At 65.3% G+C, this 17939-nt stretch carries 20 protein-coding genes; 12 read left to right on the plus strand and 8 right to left on the minus strand.

All coding sequences use genetic code 11. The annotated features are described in order from the left end of the window. Positions 1 to 21 precede the first annotated feature (21 nt). From CHU93_RS05205 to CHU93_RS05215, 4 genes are all read left to right on the plus strand, one after another. The gene (locus tag CHU93_RS05205) at positions 22 to 1215 is read left to right on the plus strand and encodes an SH3 domain-containing protein (RefSeq protein ID WP_086115975.1); all 1194 of its coding nucleotides are present in this window, start codon (positions 22 to 24) and stop codon (positions 1213 to 1215) included. A gap of 11 nt (positions 1216 to 1226) precedes the next feature. After that, the gene (locus CHU93_RS05210) at positions 1227 to 1760 is read left to right on the plus strand and encodes a hypothetical protein (RefSeq protein WP_165768610.1); all 534 of its coding nucleotides are present in this window, start codon (positions 1227 to 1229) and stop codon (positions 1758 to 1760) included. Between the two features lie 337 nt (positions 1761 to 2097). Continuing rightward, positions 2098 to 2220 (plus strand): hypothetical protein, encoded by a 123-nt coding sequence (locus CHU93_RS18115; RefSeq protein ID WP_279353815.1) that lies wholly within the window; start codon positions 2098 to 2100, stop codon positions 2218 to 2220. A gap of 48 nt (positions 2221 to 2268) precedes the next feature. Next, complete coding sequence (locus CHU93_RS05215) at positions 2269 to 2916, plus strand: SOS response-associated peptidase (RefSeq protein ID WP_094473089.1); 648 nt, start codon at positions 2269 to 2271, stop codon at positions 2914 to 2916. Positions 2917 to 3004: 88 nt separating this feature from the next. Here CHU93_RS05215 and CHU93_RS05220 read toward each other — a convergent pair whose 3' ends face one another. From CHU93_RS05220 to CHU93_RS05245, 6 genes are all read right to left on the minus strand, one after another. After that, entirely contained in the window at positions 3005 to 3928 is a 924-nt protein-coding gene (locus CHU93_RS05220; RefSeq protein ID WP_094473090.1) for an MBL fold metallo-hydrolase, read from the minus strand. A gap of 106 nt (positions 3929 to 4034) precedes the next feature. Further along, the gene (locus tag CHU93_RS05225) at positions 4035 to 4346 is read right to left on the minus strand and encodes a hypothetical protein (RefSeq protein ID WP_094473091.1); all 312 of its coding nucleotides are present in this window, start codon (positions 4344 to 4346) and stop codon (positions 4035 to 4037) included. A gap of 184 nt (positions 4347 to 4530) precedes the next feature. Then, positions 4531 to 5196: a phosphoribosylformylglycinamidine synthase subunit PurQ gene (gene purQ, locus CHU93_RS05230; RefSeq protein WP_094473092.1), complete on the minus strand. Its 666-nt coding sequence runs from the start codon at positions 5194 to 5196 to the stop codon at positions 4531 to 4533. Continuing rightward, positions 5193 to 5423 carry a phosphoribosylformylglycinamidine synthase subunit PurS gene (gene purS, locus CHU93_RS05235; protein ID WP_086116222.1) on the minus strand — a complete coding sequence of 77 codons (231 nt, stop codon included), beginning with the start codon at positions 5421 to 5423 and terminating at the stop codon, positions 5193 to 5195. Before purS ends, purQ begins: the two co-directional genes overlap by 4 nt. Before the next feature lie 40 nt (positions 5424 to 5463). After that, the gene (locus tag CHU93_RS05240; protein WP_094473100.1) at positions 5464 to 6954 is read right to left on the minus strand and encodes an AarF/UbiB family protein; all 1491 of its coding nucleotides are present in this window, start codon (positions 6952 to 6954) and stop codon (positions 5464 to 5466) included. Positions 6955 to 7004: 50 nt separating this feature from the next. Continuing rightward, a complete protein-coding gene (locus CHU93_RS05245; protein ID WP_094473093.1) occupies positions 7005 to 7736 on the minus strand; it encodes a class I SAM-dependent methyltransferase in 732 nt (243 codons plus the stop codon). 73 nt (positions 7737 to 7809) lie between these two features. Here CHU93_RS05245 and mutM point away from each other — a divergent pair, with 73 nt between their 5' ends. From mutM to CHU93_RS05280, 7 genes are all read left to right on the plus strand, one after another. Further along, on the plus strand, positions 7810 to 8631 hold the full coding sequence (mutM, locus tag CHU93_RS05250; RefSeq protein ID WP_094473094.1) for a bifunctional DNA-formamidopyrimidine glycosylase/DNA-(apurinic or apyrimidinic site) lyase: 822 nt from the start codon (positions 7810 to 7812) through the stop codon (positions 8629 to 8631). Between the two features lie 105 nt (positions 8632 to 8736). Then, complete coding sequence (gene rpsT, locus CHU93_RS05255; RefSeq protein ID WP_086115983.1) at positions 8737 to 9003, plus strand: 30S ribosomal protein S20; 267 nt, start codon at positions 8737 to 8739, stop codon at positions 9001 to 9003. Positions 9004 to 9655: 652 nt separating this feature from the next. Next, positions 9656 to 11002, plus strand: coding sequence for a chromosomal replication initiator protein DnaA (gene dnaA, locus CHU93_RS05260; RefSeq protein ID WP_243375258.1), 1347 nt, complete (start codon positions 9656 to 9658; stop codon positions 11000 to 11002). Between the two features lie 51 nt (positions 11003 to 11053). Next, a complete protein-coding gene (locus CHU93_RS05265; RefSeq protein ID WP_086115985.1) occupies positions 11054 to 11938 on the plus strand; it encodes a DMT family transporter in 885 nt (294 codons plus the stop codon). 69 nt (positions 11939 to 12007) lie between these two features. Then, positions 12008 to 12787: an SDR family NAD(P)-dependent oxidoreductase gene (locus CHU93_RS05270; protein ID WP_094473101.1), complete on the plus strand. Its 780-nt coding sequence runs from the start codon at positions 12008 to 12010 to the stop codon at positions 12785 to 12787. 267 nt (positions 12788 to 13054) lie between these two features. After that, positions 13055 to 13933: an SIMPL domain-containing protein gene (locus CHU93_RS05275; protein WP_094473096.1), complete on the plus strand. Its 879-nt coding sequence runs from the start codon at positions 13055 to 13057 to the stop codon at positions 13931 to 13933. A gap of 66 nt (positions 13934 to 13999) precedes the next feature. Beyond that, the gene (locus CHU93_RS05280) at positions 14000 to 14179 is read left to right on the plus strand and encodes a YegP family protein (protein ID WP_086115986.1); all 180 of its coding nucleotides are present in this window, start codon (positions 14000 to 14002) and stop codon (positions 14177 to 14179) included. A gap of 261 nt (positions 14180 to 14440) precedes the next feature. On the opposite strand, the gene CHU93_RS05285 is transcribed toward CHU93_RS05280, so the two are convergent. Continuing rightward, positions 14441 to 14722 carry a 4a-hydroxytetrahydrobiopterin dehydratase gene (locus CHU93_RS05285; protein ID WP_094473097.1) on the minus strand — a complete coding sequence of 94 codons (282 nt, stop codon included), beginning with the start codon at positions 14720 to 14722 and terminating at the stop codon, positions 14441 to 14443. A 26-nt stretch (positions 14723 to 14748) separates the two neighbouring features. Between CHU93_RS05285 and CHU93_RS05290 the strand changes: the two genes are divergently transcribed. Beyond that, positions 14749 to 15141: a metallopeptidase family protein gene (locus CHU93_RS05290; RefSeq protein ID WP_094473098.1), complete on the plus strand. Its 393-nt coding sequence runs from the start codon at positions 14749 to 14751 to the stop codon at positions 15139 to 15141. A 254-nt stretch (positions 15142 to 15395) separates the two neighbouring features. Here CHU93_RS05290 and CHU93_RS05295 read toward each other — a convergent pair whose 3' ends face one another. After that, entirely contained in the window at positions 15396 to 17744 is a 2349-nt protein-coding gene (locus CHU93_RS05295) for a TonB-dependent receptor (protein ID WP_094473099.1), read from the minus strand. Positions 17745 to 17939: the final 195 nt, after the last annotated feature.

The raw sequence follows: 17939 nt of genomic DNA on the forward strand, positions 1-17939 counted from the left end.
TGAACCACCGGGGAATTGGATATGGCAGCTAAGAAATTGATTGCCCTCGGCGCGTCGCTGGCGCTGGCATTGATGTTCACCTTGGAAGCCCCTGCTCATGCGGGAAAGGCGCCGAAATTCACGGATGCCTGCCAGGTCAAGCGCGAGCCATTCAATCGAATCAAGAATTACCGATTGAACAAGACGTTCGAGGGCGGCGCCAAAGGTATTGCTATTGGGATCGGCTTGGCTCTCTTGAACGAAGCCTTTGGCCCAAAGGAACGTTATATTGATCAGAATGGCCAGGAGCGCACGCGCAGCAAGATTGACAGCGGAGCGATCATTCTGGGAGCCGGGGCTATCGGTGCGCTGAAGGGCAATCTTGATGCACGGGAACAGGCGGCAGCGCAGCGTGCCGATCTGCAGAAGGCGCTTGCCGAACAGGCCGGTGAAGCGATGCAGGCCTTCTCGCCGCTTGGCCAGCAACTGGCCGATCTGGGGGCCTGCCGTCGTGAACAGATTGCCGCCGTTGCCGCGGCCAAGAAGGCCGGCGAGATTGATGCCAAGGAGGGCGAACGCCGCTTGGGCTTGATCAAGAAATGGATCGCCGAAGACGACAAGATCATCGACGCCGCCGCGAAGAAGCAGACGAAATTCGTCGAAGGCTATTCGGTCGCCTATGCGCGCAACGAATCGGGCGATCAGTCACAAACATTTGATGGTGCCGCACTGGTTCGCGAAGCCGAGCGCGAAGCCGGGGTCCAAACAGCGCCAGCCCCAACCGTGGCGGAGGCCCCCGCACCACCTCCGCAGCCGCCAAAGCCACAGAGCGCCGGACTTGGAACCTATTTCGTGAAAGCGGAAAATGGCGCCAACCTGCGGGATGCCCCATCGGCGCAGGGCAAGGTGATCGCTGCCTTGCCAACACGAACCCAGGTGTCGGCGGCGCCGGAAGGCAGCACCGGCTGGTATCGTGTCCGCCACGCCGGCAAGGACGGTTTCGTGCTCGGCAGCCTGCTGTCCAGCGAACAGCCGGCAGCGATCGTGGCCCGCCGCGCGGAGGAAAAGCCCGTCCAGACCGCTGCTGCCGCACCGCCGCGCCGCACCGCCGATCCGAATCGGTCGCGGTATCTGTCTGCGGTTGCAAGCAATTCGGCATTCCAGCGAAGTGTCGCTGCCGAGCGCAGCAAGACCACGGCTGCACTCGCAACAGCCTATGATACAATGCGGAGCTGATGGAGCATCTCATGTCACCGAGAACAGGTTGGCTGGTTGGTCTTTTGCTGCTGACTGCCTGCAGCAGTTCACCTGAACCCGCCGAATATGAACAGGCGATCGAAGCGGAATATAACAAGGATGCTTTCGCATTTGCCGATTCGGTTGGCGTCACCGTCGAGGGCATGGCACCGCCCGGTGCCGTTCGCGGTGTCGCGTCTGGCGCACAACGCCTGGCCGAGCAGGCCGAAGCGTTCGGCGGCAGCGCAGCCGGCGAAGCGGTAAAGGGGCTGGCACAGGGCGCTGCCGGTTTGGCGAGCGACTTTGGCATTGATGGAGCCAAGGAACTGAAGCAGGGCATCGAAAGTGCAACTGCCACGGACTGGGATGTGGTTGGGCTCACCATTCTCGCCAGCCGCCGTGCCGACGATGCCCATGTTGCCCAGATCCGGTATGATCTGTTTGCAAATGTTGGCGGCACCCGAAAGCAGATGGGCTCTGGCATCACCCACAGCATCCGCCTGTCCGTCACACCCGATGGCAACAAGGCGGTTCCAATATCTTGACGCCGGCCAATTCTGCCGCGCACCCAAAGGCGGACGAAAACCGGGCATATACCGCGCAGCGACGCATTGGTCGCCTGTTGGGAACTTCATCCCGTGATTGGAGGTGGATTCGATTGCCGCAGCCCTGAACAATGGCGGCCAGTCTCCACTGCAACAGGCGTGCAACTGCGCTGTCGCCGCCCTGATTGCATGCCATGCGCTGCAGGGAAGGGGTGGGGCGCCATGATTGTGACGGGCTTCCAGTGGTTTGGGGCAACCAGGCGCAGATGATGATGCCATCCTGACCCTGGATGCATCGGGTTATCAGCCAAAATGGTTGGGTCTCCTGCAGAGGGGCATGCGCAAATCGGTCAGAATACCGGATATGGTTCCTGTCCAATTCTGGCGTCCGATCATCGGCATTCTCGGCACGCTGGCCACCATCGGCCTGCTTTGGGGCAACGCGCCACCATCTGTCTGACCGCCAATATTGCTTGTTGCTGGCCTGCCCGGGCGGCATGTTGCCGGCATGTGCAATCTCTATGCGCTCACCAAGGGGCAACAGGCGCTACGCGATCTGGCGCAAGCGCTGGAACTGGGGTCGGTGCGCGACCAGCTCGGCAATTTGCCGCCACTGGATGCCATTTATCCCGACAGCGAGGCGCCGATCATCGGGTTGCGACGCGGTGATGGTGCCGGTCCCACGCTCAGCCTGGCCCGTTGGGGCATGCCCAGTCCGGCATTCGCACTGGAAGGCAAGGCCGTTGATCGCGGCATCACCAACATCCGCAATACGGCGTCGCCGCACTGGCGGCGCTGGTTGGGGGCGGCCTATCGCTGTCTGGTGCCGTTCACTGCCTTTGCCGAACATGTAAGAACGGAAGCTGGCGTTCAGCCATTGTGGTTCAATCTGCGCGCAGACGAGCCGCTCGCTTGCTTTGCTGGGATCGCCAGCCGTTGGACCGGCGTGCGCAAGCGCGCGGAAGGCGAAGTCACGCTCACGCTGTTCGGCTTCCTCACATGCGAACCCAACGCCGATGTTGGGCCGCATCATCCAAAGGCAATGCCGGTTATCTTGACCCAGCCCGATGAGATGCGGCTTTGGCTGACCGCGGACTGGAAGGAGGCCAAGATGCTGCAGCGCCCGTTGGCAGACGGGGCATTGCAATTGGTTTAGGGCCGGTGCAGCCCGGCAAGAAGCTGGAAAGCGCCAAAGCCACCCCAGTCAGACAGCCCGCCCGAGGCGCGGTTGCCAAACTCTCGGCCTACACCCCCACCGCCAGCAGATCCCGGCCCACCACGATCTCCCCGCCAAAGGCCTTGGCGGCGGCCGCGCGCCAATCCTCGTCGCGGATGCTCGCATCGCCGCCGGGGACGAAGTGGGTGAGGACCAGGCGTTTGACGCCGGCCGCCGCCGCGATTTCGCCGGCCTGTTCGGCGGTGGTGTGGCTGGCGAGCAGGTGGGCGCGTAAGGTGGGGGCGTTGGATTCCGACGCGATCAGGCGGTCGAGCGCGGGCAGATACATGGCTTCCTGCACCAGCGTGTCGGCGCCCTTCGCCAGCGCGATGAGGGCAGGGCAGGGGGCGGTGTCGCCGGAATAGACGAGGGACTTGCCGGCCCAGTCGAACCGGAAGGCAAAGCTGTCTGTCAGCGGCGGGTGTTCGACACGGGCCGCGCTGACCTTCAGGCCGCCATCCTCCAGCAGCACCCCCGGCTGGATTTCCTGCACCGACAGCAGGCGCCTGAGATCGGGCCGGCCTTCATCGGCCATGCGGGTTTCAATGTCGGTGCGGGCGAACGCCTCCCACCCCGCGCGCATGGCTGCCAGCCCGGCCGGGCCGTGGATGCTGACCGGCGTGGTCAGCGCGCCGCTCCACGCCAGCCAGGGCAGGGTGAAGGCATCGGCGACATGATCATTGTGCAGATGGCTGATCCAGACATGGGCGAGGGCCTTCAAGGGCAGCCCGGCCAGTGCGGCCTGGCGGGCAGCACCATTGCCGGCATCCAGCATGTGGAGGCGCCCGCCGATCGTCAGTGCGGCGGCGGGCGCCGCGCGCAGCGCCTTGGGCGTGGGGCCGCCGCCGGTGCCGAGCAGGACCAGCCGGTCAGCCGGCGGGCTTTGCGCGGGCAGGCGGCTGGGCAGGCCAAGGGCGGCGGGCAGGGCGAGGATGTGGCGGCGGGAGAGCATGATCTGGGCAGACTGCGCCGCCCGAACCGGGCTGGCAAGCCGGTGCAACGGGATCGGTCACCGCCGCTTCAGCTGCGGTCGCCGGCGCGCCGGCCGCGGTCACGCCTCAGCGCGGTTCGGTCACCGATTGCCGGTTTTTGGCCACAGCCCGCGCCTTCATGCGTGCTTCGGCGGCCTGCACGCGGATCAGGGCGCCAAACCAGGCGATGTTCAGCATGGCCATCACGCCCAGCACCACGGCAAAGCCATGCGTATTGATCTGGGCCAGGTCGCCGCCGGCATGGGCGGGCAGGGCCTGTGCCTCCAGGTTGAAGCGCAGCACCAGCTGGAACACCAGCGCGGTGATGGCCAGCAGGCAGAAACTGGTCAGCCGGCGGGCAGCGAGGGACGCGGGAACCGGGAAATCAGTGCCGTTCATGCGCGCTTCCTTTGCGGGGGGAGAAGCAATTTCGCCGCTGATCCGGAGCGCACCGGTCCTCAATCTGCCGGATTGTCACAGGCCTGCAATGATCGGCCCCGCGAGGATGCAGGCCAATGATATCATTGCGATTTCTGGTTGGTCGTGGACGAAAATTCATCCAGAACGGCGGCGTCGACCGGCCTCAGGCCAGGGCCATCATCGCCGCTTCGAACATGCGCCGGCCATCGGTGCCGCCCTGCTCGGCCTCGATCAGCCGCTCCGGGTGGGGCATCATCCCCAGCACATTGCCTTCATCGTTCAGGATGCCGGCGATATCGCGGGCCGAACCGTTGACGGCTTCGGCATAGCGGAACGCCACCCGGCCTTCGCCCTCCAGCCGGTCCAGCGTGGCGGCATCGGCGGTGTAATTGCCATCATGGTGCGCCACCGGGATGCGGATCTCCTCACCGGTCGCATAAAGGCTGGTGAAGATCGACTGGCTGTTGGCCACCGACAGGCGCACATCCCGGCAGACAAAATTCAGGCCAGCGTTGCGCATCAAGGCGCCGGGCAGCAAACCGGCTTCGGTAAGCACCTGAAAACCGTTGCAAATGCCAAGGACAGCGCGGCCTTCGCCCGCCGCCTTGACCACCGCCTGCATCACCGGCGACCGTGCCGCCATGGCGCCAGACCGCAGATAGTCGCCATAGGAAAAGCCGCCGGGCACGCCGATGAAATCCAGATTGGCCGGCAGCTCGGTCTCGCGGTGCCAGATCATCGCCGGGGCACGGCCGGTCACCTTGGCAATCGCATCCGCCAGGTCGCGATCGCAGTTGGAACCGGGGAAGACGATGACCGCGCACCTCACGGCATTTCGATCCGGAAATTCTCGATCACCGTGTTGGCGAGCAGCTGTTTGGCCATATTCTCAATGGTTTCGCGCGAGGTGCCGTCGGCCACCTCCAGCTCGATCAGCTTGCCGACACGGGCGCCGGCCACACCGTCAAAGCCCAGCCCCTTCAGGGCTGCCTCAATAGCCCGGCCCTGCGGGTCGAGCACGCCATTTTTCAGGGTGACGGTGACTTTGACGATCATGGGCGCGGCCATAGGCCGAACCACGCCCCGGTGCAAGCGCTCAGCCCAGCAGCGTCACCATGGCCGCACCGAGCCCGGCCGCCAGCAGCAGCCAGGGGGTGGACCAACCGCCAGATGCGCGCTCCGGCAGGGGCGGCAATGGCGGTTGCGGCGGGGCGGCGCCTGGCATCGGATTGTCGGCCACCCATTGCCGGAAAATTCGCGGCAACTGGGCCAAGGCCCTGGCATTCAACACCAATTGATCGGCGATCACCGCTTCAGGGCCCATTTCGTCGCGCACCCAGTCGCGCACATAGGGCTCCGCCACTTCCCACATGTTGACATGGGGATCGATGGTCAGCGCCACGCCTTCCACCATCACCATGGTCTTCTGCAGCAGCAGCAGATGCGGCTGCACCGGCATGTCGAAACTGCGTGTGATGCCGAACAGCCCCTCCAGCATGTCGGTGATGCTGATGTCGCGCGCCTTGCGGCCGCGGATGGGTTCGCCCACCGCGCGCAACGCCGTCGCAAAGGCCGCCGGGTTGTGATGCGGCGGCACATAGCCGGCCTCGAAATGGATTTCGGCGACGCGGGCATAATTGCCGGTGACCAATCCGTGAAGAATTTCCGCGAGATAGAGCCGGGCGCGCCGGTTGATGCGGCCCATGATGCCGAAATCGATCACGCCGATGCGGGCATGGTCGCAGCCACCGCCAGGCGGAATGATGAACAAATTGCCCTGGTGCATGTCGGCATGGAAAAAGCCCTTGGCGATGGCCTGGGCCAGAAAGCCGTTCACCAGCACCTTGGCCAGCGCCGGCCGGTCCACTGGCAGCGCAGCAATGGCGGCCGTGTCCGACAATTTCACCCCGTCGATCCAGTCGATCACCAGGCAGCGGCGGGTGGAGCGCTGCCAATCCACCTGCGGCACCACGAAATCCGGTTCGCCGGCCAGGATTTCCGCCAGTTCCGAGGCATTTGCCGCCTCCCGGCGCAGGTCCAGCTCGGTTTCGATCCAGCTGCGGAAGGTCGCAATCACGGCGCGCGGGCGCAGCCGGGCGAATTCGCCGCCCAGCGTTTCCAGATGGCCCGCCCCCCAGTCATAGGTGGCAAGCGCCGAGGCGACATCGGCCTCGATGCCGGGGCGCAGCAGCTTGATGGCCACGTTGCGCCCGTCGCTGGTCACGCCCTTGTGCACCTGCGCGATGGAGGCCGCGCCGACAGCCTCGGGCCCAACAGATTGAAATTGCGTCTTCCAATCGCCGCCACAGGCCGCGTTCAGCTGCGCCTCGATGGCGGCGAACGGCACCGGCGGCAATTTGTCCTGCAGGCGGGCGAGATCGGCCGCGGCGGCCACGCCGATCAGATCGGGGCGGGTGGCCAGCGCCTGGCCCAGCTTGATCGCGGCCGGGCCGACCGCCGCCAGCCCACCGGCGAAATCCGGAGTCTTGGGTGCGCCCGTGCCAAATCGGGCGATGCGCGCCACCAGCCGGATCGCCAGCGGCAGGCGCTTGTCCTCGAACGGGCGCAGGGCACCATGACGCGCCATGCGCCGGCCCCAGATCAGGAGCCGCCACAGATGCACCAGCGCAAACAAGTTCAGATCTTCCAGCCCGAATGGATCGCCACCGCGCCGCCAAGGATCGGGCGGTAACGGACCTGCTTGAAGCCGGCATTCCCGATCATCGCAGCAAACTCCGGCATCTTGGGGAAGCGGCGGATCGACTCGATCAGATAGCGATAGGAATCGGCATCCTTGGCGACAATCTCGCCAATGCGCGGCACCAGCTTTTCCGAATAAATATCATAGACCTCGGAAAAACCGGGCCAGGTGGTGGTGGAAAATTCGAGGCAGAAGAAGCGCCCGCCAAAACGCAGCACGCGATAGGCTTCCTTCAAGGCCGCCGGAATGTCGGTCACATTCCGGATACCGAAGGCGATGGTGTAGCCATCAAAGCTGCGGTCCGGAAAGCTCAGCACCTCGGCATTTTCCTCGCGCCAAACGAGGCTGGTCAGCCCGCGCTCGGCGGCCCGTTCCATGCCCACCTCCAGCATCGCCGGGTTGATATCGGCGACCGTCACATTGGCGCCCGATTTTTCGATGCGGAAGGCGATGTCGCCGGTGCCGCCGGCCATGTCGAGGATATCCTCGCCCGGCCGCGGGTTCAGCAGCCGCACGAAATCATCCTTCCACACCCGGTGCATGCCGGCCGACATCAGATCGTTCATGATGTCGTATCGCTTGGCCACCGAACGGAACACCTCGCCCACACGGCGGGTCTTTTCCTCGGGGTCCACGTCCTCGTAGCCGAAGCTGACGGTCTCGCTCATCGGGCCTTTCCTTTTCGGCCTGCGGCTTAGCCGAGGCTTGGCGGCCATGCAAACGCCGCCTATGTCGCGGTCCATGCCGGAACTGCCTGAAGTCGAGACCGTGATGCGTGGCCTGGCCCCGGTGTGGGACGGCCAGCGCTTCAGCCGCGTCGTCGCCAACCGCCCGGATCTGCGCCGCCCGCTGCCCGAAGGCCTGGGTCAACGCTTGACAGGCGCGACCGTGGTGCGCCTGGCGCGCCGTGCCAAATATGGTCTGGTGGAAACCGACCGTGGCGACACGCTGATCATCCATCTCGGCATGTCAGGGCGGATGCGGGTCGATCCCGGCGAATTGCTCAAGCATGATCATGTCGTGTTCGAAACCGGCAATGGCCGGGTGGTGGCGTTCAACGATGCCCGCCGCTTTGGCAGCCTTGATCTGGTCGCCACCGCCGATCTGGCCGCGCATCCCCTGATTGCCGGCATCGGACCCGAACCGCTGGGCCCCGATTATGGCCTGCCGCTGCTCAGGGCGATCTTTGCCGATCGGCTCGCCCCGGCCAAGGCCATCCTGCTCGATCAGCGGCTGATCGCTGGTCTTGGCAATATCTATGTGTGCGAGGCGCTGTTCCGGGCCGGAATCCACCCCGAAACGCCGGGAGGGCAAGTGACGGCGCGGCAGTTGAAACGGCTGTTGCCGGCCATCCCTGCAGTGCTGACCGAGGCGATCGCGGCCGGCGGCTCCACCTTGCGGGATCATGCGGCGCCTGATGGCACGCTGGGCTATTTCCAGAAGGATTTCGCGGTCTATGGGCGCGAGGGCGAGGGCTGTGCCGTCTGTGCCACGCCGGTGGCCCGCATCGTCCAGTCCGGCCGCTCCAGCTTCTTCTGCCCGGCCTGCCAGCCGCCGGCTTGATCCAGAGGCTTGACCGGGCCGCACGCCTCCACTATGGCGCTCGATTTCTGGCACCGGCCCTCGCGGCGCGGGCTTTACCCTTATTGACCGATTTGCAGGAACCACATGGCCAACACGCCCCAGGCTGAAAAGCGCATCCGTCGCAACGCTCGCCGCGCCGCCGTCAACAAGGCGCGCGTCAGCCGCATCCGCACCTTCGTCAAGAAGGTGGAAGCCAGCCTGGCGGCCGGTGATGCCGCCGCTGCTGCCGAAGCCCTGAAGGCGGCCCAGCCGGAAATGATGCGCGGCGTCGCCAAGGGCGTGCTGCACAAGAACACGGTCGCCCGCAAGATCAGCCGCCTGGCTGGCCGCGTGAAGGCGCTGACCGCCTGATTCGCCGGGTGGGCCGTCTGGCCTGCCCGTGATCACCAACAGGGGCCCGGTTGCGAAACCGGGCCCCTGTCGTGTTTTGGGCGATTCGCCGGGCTGATTCGGCCTCCGGGCCATCGGTGTGCGTCAGCTTTGCCCAACCCGGCCGATGCTGCACCGCCGAAGTCGCCGGCGGCGGTAACGCAATGGCAAGGCCTGCTGCCTGCGCTGTCATCGCGCTGTCATCGCACTGACACAAAAAATCCAATGACTTGGCTGTGATTCGAATGGCGAGAATCAGTTTCGCTTCGAAAATAAGAATTGTTTATCAATAGGTTGAGTGGCCTTCGAAGGAGAGTTTTCCACAGGCCTGTCAATCAAAAAATTTGGGTGTGGATCGAATTTGTTCGCTTGCCCGTGTCACAAAGCCGGGCTTATCTGGACCTCGGTTTGGACCGGTGGGCGCTATCAGCACCCCGGGTTTCCAGTCGAATGATGAATGTCTGCTGCGCCCTGCGTCTGGCGTGGTCGCCTTTTTGCGGCCTCGTGTGACCGGGTGCAGTGCGGGGGGGGCGTGACTGGCCCTTTGTTTGGGGCAGGGCCAGGGGCGGGGGCGATGGAAGGAATTTTTGTGTCGGGCGCAGTTGCATCTGCATCGTTGGGGTCGTCTGTCTTTGTGCCACCGTCCAATCCCGTCGATCCGGCGGTGCGGGAACTGTGGCAGCGCGTGCGCACGGCGCTGCGCCAGGAGGCTGGGGACCATGTGTTCGATGCCTGGCTGGCGCCGGTGGCCATCCTGGGCTGCGATGGCGATCTGGTGCGGCTGGCCGCGCCGTCGGCCTTTGATGCCGATTGGGTGAACAGCAATTATGGCGATTCGCTGCGCCGGCATTTCGCGGCCCAGAATCCGGCCCTGCGCCGGGTGAGCGTCACCGCAGCCGGCCCTGCCGCCTCGCCGGTGCCGTCGCGCGCCATGCCCCAGTCCGCGCCCAGCCAGCCGCTGCCGGTCGACGCCCGCTACAATTTTGACAATTTCATCGTCGGCAAGGCCAACGAGCTTGCCTACAACGCCGCCCTGACCATGGCCGAACCGGGTGCGCCAGGCTTCAACCCGCTGTTCCTGCATGGCGCCACCGGCCTTGGCAAAACCCATCTGATGCACGCCATCGGCAATGCTTTCCTGGCCCGGCATCCCCAGGCCCGGGTGGCCTATCTGTCGGCCGAAAAATTCATGGTCGAATTCATGGCGGCGATGCGCGCCAAGGACACGATCAGCTTCAAGCAGCGGCTGCGCTCGGTCGATCTGTTGATGATCGACGATGTGCAGTTCATCGCCGGCAAGGATTCCACCCAAGAGGAATTCTTCCACACGATGAACGAGATCATCGGCGCCGGCAAACGCCTGGTGATCACCGCCGATCGCAGCCCGCAAAATCTGGAAGGGATCCAGGAACGCATCCTGTCGCGCATGGCCTGGGGCCTGGTCGCCGATATCAATCCGGCCGATTACGAGCTGCGGCTGAACATCCTGCAGGCCAAGGTGGCGACGCTGGGCAACCGGGTGCAGGTGCCGGACGATGTGGTCGAATTCCTCGCCCGCAAGATCACCGCCAATGTGCGCGAGTTGGAAGGCGCCCTCAATCGGGTCACGGCCTTTGCCCTCTTGATCGGCAAGCCGATCACGCTGGAATTCACCCGGGAGACGCTGGCCGATCTGCTGCGCGCCCACGAGAAGAAGCTGACCATCGACGAGATCCAGCGCAAGGTGGCCGATTATTATGGCCTGCGCCTGGCGGACCTGCTGTCGGAACGCCGTGCCCGCGAGGTGGCCCGGCCGCGCCAGATCGCCATGTATCTGGCCAAGAAGATGACGCCGCGCTCGCTGCCCGAAATCGGCCGCCGCTTTGGCAACCGCGATCACACCACGGTGATGCACGCGGTGAAGAAGGTCGAGGAACTGCGCGCCAAGGATCGCGAGATCGACAGCGATGTCGCCACCCTCGCCCGGCTGCTGGATGGCTGAATCAGCGCGTTGAGGCTTCCCAGCCGCCGGTTCCGCGCCTAACCGGGTGGGGTGGAACGCCTCAACCGCTCCGGCCCCTTCTGGTTCATCATCTCCTGCTGCGCCTTTGCGTCGATGTGGGTGATGATCCGCTATGCCGCGCGCGATCTGCACAGTTTCGAGATTGTGTTCTTCCGCAATCTGTTCGGCCTGATGTTCCTGATGCCGATGATCCTGCGCAACCCCGGCCTCATCCGGCGGGACCGGGCCCGGGTGCATCTGGCCCGCGCCACCTCGGGCTTCATCGCCACCATGGGCACCTTCTATGCCGTGGCCAATGCGCCGCTGGCCGATACGCTGGCCATCAACTACACGGCGCCGCTGTTCGGCACGCTGGGGGCGGTGCTGGTGCTGGGCGAGCGCGTGCGCGCGCGGCGGTTGGTGGCGTTGGCGGTGGGCTTTGCCGGCATGCTGCTGGTGCTGCGGCCGGGCAGTGTGCCGATGACGCCGGGGATCATCGCCGCCATCATTTCGGCCGTCTCCACCGGCTATTCCATCGTTGCCATGCGCAGCCTGGTGGGGGTGGATGATCCCCGCGCCGTCGCCGCCTGGACCTTCATCCTGATCCTGGGGCCCAGCCTCGCCTGCGCGCTGTTCGTCTGGCGCCTGCCGCCGCAATCGGTCTGGGGCCTGTTGATTGCCATAGGCGCTGCCGCCGCCGTGGGGCAGATCACCCTCACCCGCGCCTTTTCCCTGTCGGAAGCCTCGGCCGTGCTGCCGCTGGATTTCGTCCGTTTCGGCCTGGTCACTGCGGCCGGCGTGCTGCTGTTTGATGAGCGTTATGATGCGTTCACACTGGCTGGTGGCGCGCTGATCCTTGGCTCCACCATCTATCTCGCCTTCCGCGAGGCGCAGCTGAAGCGCCAGGCGCGCCGCGACAGCCAGCCGCGAGGCTGACGCTTTGGAAAGGTTGCAGCCGGCAGGGCCGCTGCCCATAAGCGGCCATCACCTGAATGGGAGGCAATGATGAATCTGGAAGGCATGTCTGCGGTCGTCACCGGCGGCGCATCGGGTCTGGGCGCGGCGACCGCGCGCCTGTTGGCCAGCCATGGCGTCAAGGTCGCCATTTTCGACATGAACGCCGAGAAGGGCGAAGCGGTGGCGGCCGAGATCGGCGGCGTGTTCTGCAACGTCAATGTCACCAGCGACGAATCGGTGGATGCCGGCTTTGCCAAGGCCCGCGCCGCGATCGGCCAGGAACGCATCCTGATCAACTGCGCCGGCACCGGCAACGCGATCAAGACCGCCAGCCGCTCCAAGGAAGATGGCAGCATCAAGCATTTCCCCATCGATGCCTTTGACCGCATCATCCAGATCAACCTGGTGGGCACGTTCCGCTGCATCGCCAAGTCGGCCGCCGGCATGCTGACCCTGCCGCCGATGGAGAATGGGGAACGCGGCGCCATCGTCAACACCGCTTCGGTCGCCGCCGAGGATGGCCAGATCGGCCAGGCCGCCTATTCCGCCTCCAAGGGCGGTGTCGTCGGCATGACCCTGCCGATCGCCCGCGACCTGTCCAGCGAAGGCATCCGCGTCAACACCATCCTGCCCGGCATCTTCAACACCCCGCTGCTGCAGGGCGCGCCGGACAATGTGAAGGCCGCGCTGGGCGCCACCGTGCTGTTCCCCAAGCGGCTGGGCATTCCGGAGGAATATGCGAGCCTGGCGGTCGAGATGTGCCGCAACTCCTATTTCAACGGCGAGGATGTGCGCCTGGATGGCGGCATCCGGATGGCTCCGCGGTAAGCGGCGCGCAAATAGCGCAGCTATTTGCCGACTCGCTCGCGGCGGACGGCGAGCGAAAAGGGCGGGGCATTCCCCGCCCTTTTTGACTCGTCCGACCCCGGATCAGGTCCGGGGCAGGCATTGTGGCTCCGCCACGCTCTTCCTTCCTTTTCTTCCTTCCACCCCAAGCGGACTCGGCGGCTTCGCCGCCGGCCGCGCCGGCCCGTCCCAATCCGCCAGCGCAGCCATTCATCAAAGCGCAACCATCCTGGCGCCACAGTGGCGACCATGAAGCACAGCCTCGCCCTTCTCGCCGCCATTGTGGCCAGCGCCGCCGCCGCCCAGACCCCGCCTGCCACCATTGGCCAGCCGTTCATCCCCGCACCCTGGTGGATGAAGGACCCGGTGATCGCAGCCATGGGCCATGTCCGCACCGAGGTGCCGGCCAACCGCGCCGCCTTTGCCGCGCGCTTTTCGGTGGTGGGCAAGACCGCGGCCGATGCCACCACGGCCGCCACCGCCAAGGCGCGCGAGCTGGATGCGGCGCTGGCGGCGCTGGGCAAGGACAAGCTCAGGCTCACCACCAGCCTCGCCACCCGGCCGCTGTATGAACAATATCGCACCAGGGACGGGCAGATGCAGGAAAATGCCCGCGCCGATCAGATCGAAGCCTATGAGGTGACGGCAGTGCTGCAGGTGGAGGTGCGCGACACCGCCGTGCTGGAGCGTGCCTATCGCCTGAGCGTGGCCGCCCGCCCCTCGGCGATCGACCAGGTGCGCTACAGCCTCGATGAAAGCAACGAGTTGAAGACCTGGCTCTATGAAGCCGCCGTGAAGGATGCCGCGCGCCGCGCCCGGTTGGCCACCACCGCGGCCGGTGGCCGGCTGGGACCGGTGAAGGTGATCGATCCGAGCGGCGGGGTGTGCCAGACCCAGGTGCTGGCCGGCTGGCCCAGTTACGGCGCTGGCGGCCGGCCGCAGGATGTCGAGGCGCCAGCGTTCGAGGCGCGCGCCGCGATGGACATGCCGGCCCCCGCCGTGATGGCCCCGCCGCCGCCGCCCAGCCTCGAGAAAATGGCCGAGGCGGTGCAGGTGACACTGACCCCGCCGCTGTATCCGCTGAACGCCGAAGCCTGTGTGATCTACGGCCTGTCGCCGGCGCCGTGAGGGGCCCCGTTGACGCTGGCCGAATGACGTATTAGCTTCCGATTCGGTTAGGGGAGAAGAGACGCAATGGCCCACAAGTTCGAACTATATAAGGACAAGGCCGGCGAGTATCGCGTGCGTTTCATGTACAACAGCGAGGTGATGTTCTCGACCCAGGGCTATTCGTCGAAAGCCTCGGCCGTGAACGCCATCGAGTCCATCAAGAAGAACGGCCCTGGCGCCCCGACCGTCGAGGCCGAAGGCTGAGCGATAACCGGCTTGGCCGAAGGCTGATCCGATCAGCCTGATGAGGGCAGAGGCGGCGTTCCCACCGGAACGCCGCCTTTCCTTTTTTGGGCGTCTGGCCGGCAAGCATCCTCTCCCTCTGGGGGAGGTGCCCGCAGGGCGGAGGGGGCGCGCCGCCGGCCGTTCATCCCGTTATCTGGCCACTGTCGCAGCCCCCTCTGCCGCGCGGCGCTCGGCACCTCCCCCAGAAGGGGAGGATTTCAAGGGTTCGGGTGCGCTTGATCAGAGCAGCGCGTTGATCGCCTGTGCCAGCCGCACGTCGCGCACGGAAAGGCCGCCGGCATCATGGGTGGTGAGCGCGATGTCCACCCGGTTCCACACATTGAACCATTCCGGGTGATGATCCTGGGCTTCGGCCAGCAGCGCCACGCGCGCCATGAAGCCCCAGGCCTGGTTGAAATCGGCAAAGGCAAAGCTGCGCTTCAGATGCTCCCCATCCAGCGTCCAGCCCGGCAATTGGGCGCCCAGCGCGGCGCGGGCGGCATCATCCAGTTTCTCGACCATGGCGGGGCTTCGTCCTATTGAGGGGCATGATGTACGCCCCGTCCCTTGCCGATATCGAGGCGCTGGCACAAGCCGCCGTGGAGCGCCTGCCCGCGCTGTTCCGCCAGCATCTTGGCGCCGTCGTGCTGAAGGTGGAGGATTTCCCCGACGATGCGGTGATGGCGGAGATGGAGCTGGAAAGCCCGTGGGATCTGCTCGGCCTCTATTGGGGCCGGCACGTGGGGATGAAGGGCGATGTGCCGTCAGGCGCGCTGCCCGACATGATCTTTCTCTATCGCCGGCCGCTGCTCGACCTTTGGGCCGAAGGCGGTGAGTCGCTGGAGGCCATCGTCACCCATGTGCTGGTGCACGAAGTGGGCCATCATTTCGGGCTGAGTGATGAGGAGATGGAGGCGATCGAGCGCAGCGCGGGAGCGTGACAATCCTCCCCCTCTGGGGGAGGTGGCGCGCGCAGCGCGACGGAGGGGGCCGGCGCGCCGATTGGGGGGCGAGGCCGGCGCAGCCGCCGAGTATGCGCGGGGTGTGAAAGGGAAAAGAGGAAGGAAGGGCGCGGCGGAGCCGCGCCGTCGGACGCGTCAAAAAAGGCGGCCTTTTGGGGCCGCCTTTTTCGCTCGCCGTCCGTGCTTGTGCGAGTCGGTGGCTAACGCTGTGCGTTAGCCACGCGCCGAACTGCTCAGAAGTTCACCCGGCCCTGGATGCCGAAGTAGCGATCGGCTTCACGCGGGATCAGGTAACGCAGACCGATCAGCTGGTTGCCGCCCAGGCCCGAGTTGGTGATCTGGGCCGGGAAGCTCTGGTCGAACAGGTTCTTGACCAGGAAGGTCAGGCGGAACTTGTCGTCCTTGTCGACGATGCCGAACTGCAGATCGACCAGGCTGTACGGCCGGATCACGCCGGCCGTGCGCAGCGCCGGGTTGCCGTCAAACAGGCTGAGCTGGCTCGACTGGGTCGAGACATTGCCGGCCAGGGTGAAGTCCACCGCCATGTTGGTGCGATAGCGATAATCGATGCCCAGCGTGCCCTTCCACTTCGGCGCAAAGGCCAGCGGGGTGCCGGCCGGAATGACCGTGGCGCCCGGAGGAGCGTTGAACCGGTCAACCTTGGCATCGGTGTAGGTCAGACCACCAGCGATGTTCAGATCCTTCACCGGACGCAGCAGGAAGTCCATTTCGACGCCGCGGGTCGAAACGTCACCGGCGTTGGTGAAGCGGGTGACGGGCACGCCGGCCACCAGATCGGGGTTGTTGGCCTGGAAGTTGCGATACTGGGCATAGAAGGCCGCCAGGTTCAGCGTCAGCTTGCCGCCGAACAGCGTGTTCTTCAGGCCCACTTCGAAGCTGTCCGCGATTTCCGGCGCGATCACGTTGGTGCCGGTGGGATTCAGGTTGAAGAAGATGTTGTAGGCCGGGCCCTTGTAGCCGCGGGTGTAGCTGCCATAGCCCATGACATCATCGCTGAAATCATATTGCAGGCCAACCTTGCCCGACAGGTTGGTGGCATCGGTGCTGGCGCGGAACGGCACGCCGTTGGTGGCCGTGGCGTCGCCGTTGTTGGCACCGTTGGAGCTGGTGGCAAACACGCCGGCATCGAAGTTGCGCTGGATGCCCGGCAGGCCGGCAATGTTCGGCGTGGCGACACGGCTGTGGAAGACCGACAGATCATCCTTGGTGAAACGCAGGCCGACAATGGCGCGCAGATTGTCGCTCACGGCATAGGTGCCCTGGCCAAACAGCGCATAGTTGTCGAACACCGAACCGAAGGTGGCGGTGCCGCTCACGGTTTCGGCAACGGCGCCGGGGCTGCCGCAGGTCAGGATCGCGGCCGGCGACGGAGCTGCGCCGCAGCGCACCACCGTGCGGGTGAAGGTGCGATCCGTGTCCGCCCGGCTGTAGAAGGCGCCGATCACATAGGTGAACGCCTGGTCAGACGGCGAGGTCAGGCGCAGTTCCTGGCTGAAGGTGCTGCCGGTCTGCGGGCCAACGTCGTGCAGCTGGGCCTGACCGGCGAGGGCCAGATGCATCCAGTCCCCGTCGCGGATCTCGTTGTTGTCATATTTGCGCCAGGCGGTGATGCTGGTCAGCGTGTGGCTGCCCACCTCCAGGTCGAGCTGGGCGGAGATGCCATAGCTCTTCTCTTCGGTGCGGGTGATCAGGTTCTGGCGGATCGTCCGGGTCTTGTCGCCCTGGAAGTTGATGCCGGCCAGCGCCAGCGCAGCGACGCCGGCGGGCTGGTCACCGATCACTTCGGCGCAGCAATCATCATTGGCCTGGCGATAATCGGCAATGATGGTCAGCTTGGCGGTGTCGGACAGATCGGCTTCGATCAGGCCGCGCACGCCATAGCGCTCATAGCCGTTCACCCGGCGGTTCACGCCCGGCGCATCGTTGAAGATATTGCCTTCATAGCTGCCATAGAAGCCGGTCAGACGGGCGCGCACCGTTTCGGTGAGCGGCAGGTCTAGGCTCCCGCGCACGCGATATTCGTTGCCGTTGCCGAACAGCCAGCCGGCATCGACATAGCCGGCGAGCACGTCACCCGGGCGCTTGGTGGTGATGCTCACCACACCGGCCGAAGCGTTCTTGCCGAACAGCGTGCCCTGCGGGCCGCGCAGCACTTCGATCCGCTCGATGTCAACAAGGTCGGAGAAGGCTTCACCGGCACGGGCCAGCACCACGCCGTCGAGCACGGTGGAGATCGACGGTTCGCCGGCGACCGAGAAGGTGGCCGTGCCGACGCCGCGGATATAGAGCGACTGGTTGATGGTGGTGCCCGACTTGCGGAAGTTCAGGCTGGGCACCAGATATTGGGCATTCTCGAGGTTCAGCACGGCCTGACGGCTCAGCGCATCGGCGCCGACCACGGTGACAGCCAGCGGGATGTCCTGCAGCTTTTCGGTGCGCTTCTGCGCGGTCACCACGATTTCGGCGGGCTCGTCGCTGGTTTCTGCGGCGGCCTGGGCAAAGGCCGGCGCGGCGGCGACGGCGAACAGCGCGGCGGAACTCATCAGGAATTGGCGGATCATGTCACTCCCCTGGGTTTGTCCGGACAGGTCCGGATGGGCCGGACCATTTGCGGGCCGGCGTGTTGCCGTGCAAAGACAGTCCTTCTTGCCCTGCGTCAATCTCGTCTTGTGCAGTTGCTGCAACGCTGTGGCGGCGCTGCAACAGCCGGTTACAGGCCGATTGTGTTGAAAAACTCGGCCTTGCAACGGCGCTAA

This window comes from Sandarakinorhabdus cyanobacteriorum (assembly GCF_002251755.1).
In the GTDB taxonomy this organism is placed as follows: domain Bacteria; phylum Pseudomonadota; class Alphaproteobacteria; order Sphingomonadales; family Sphingomonadaceae; genus Sandarakinorhabdus; species Sandarakinorhabdus cyanobacteriorum.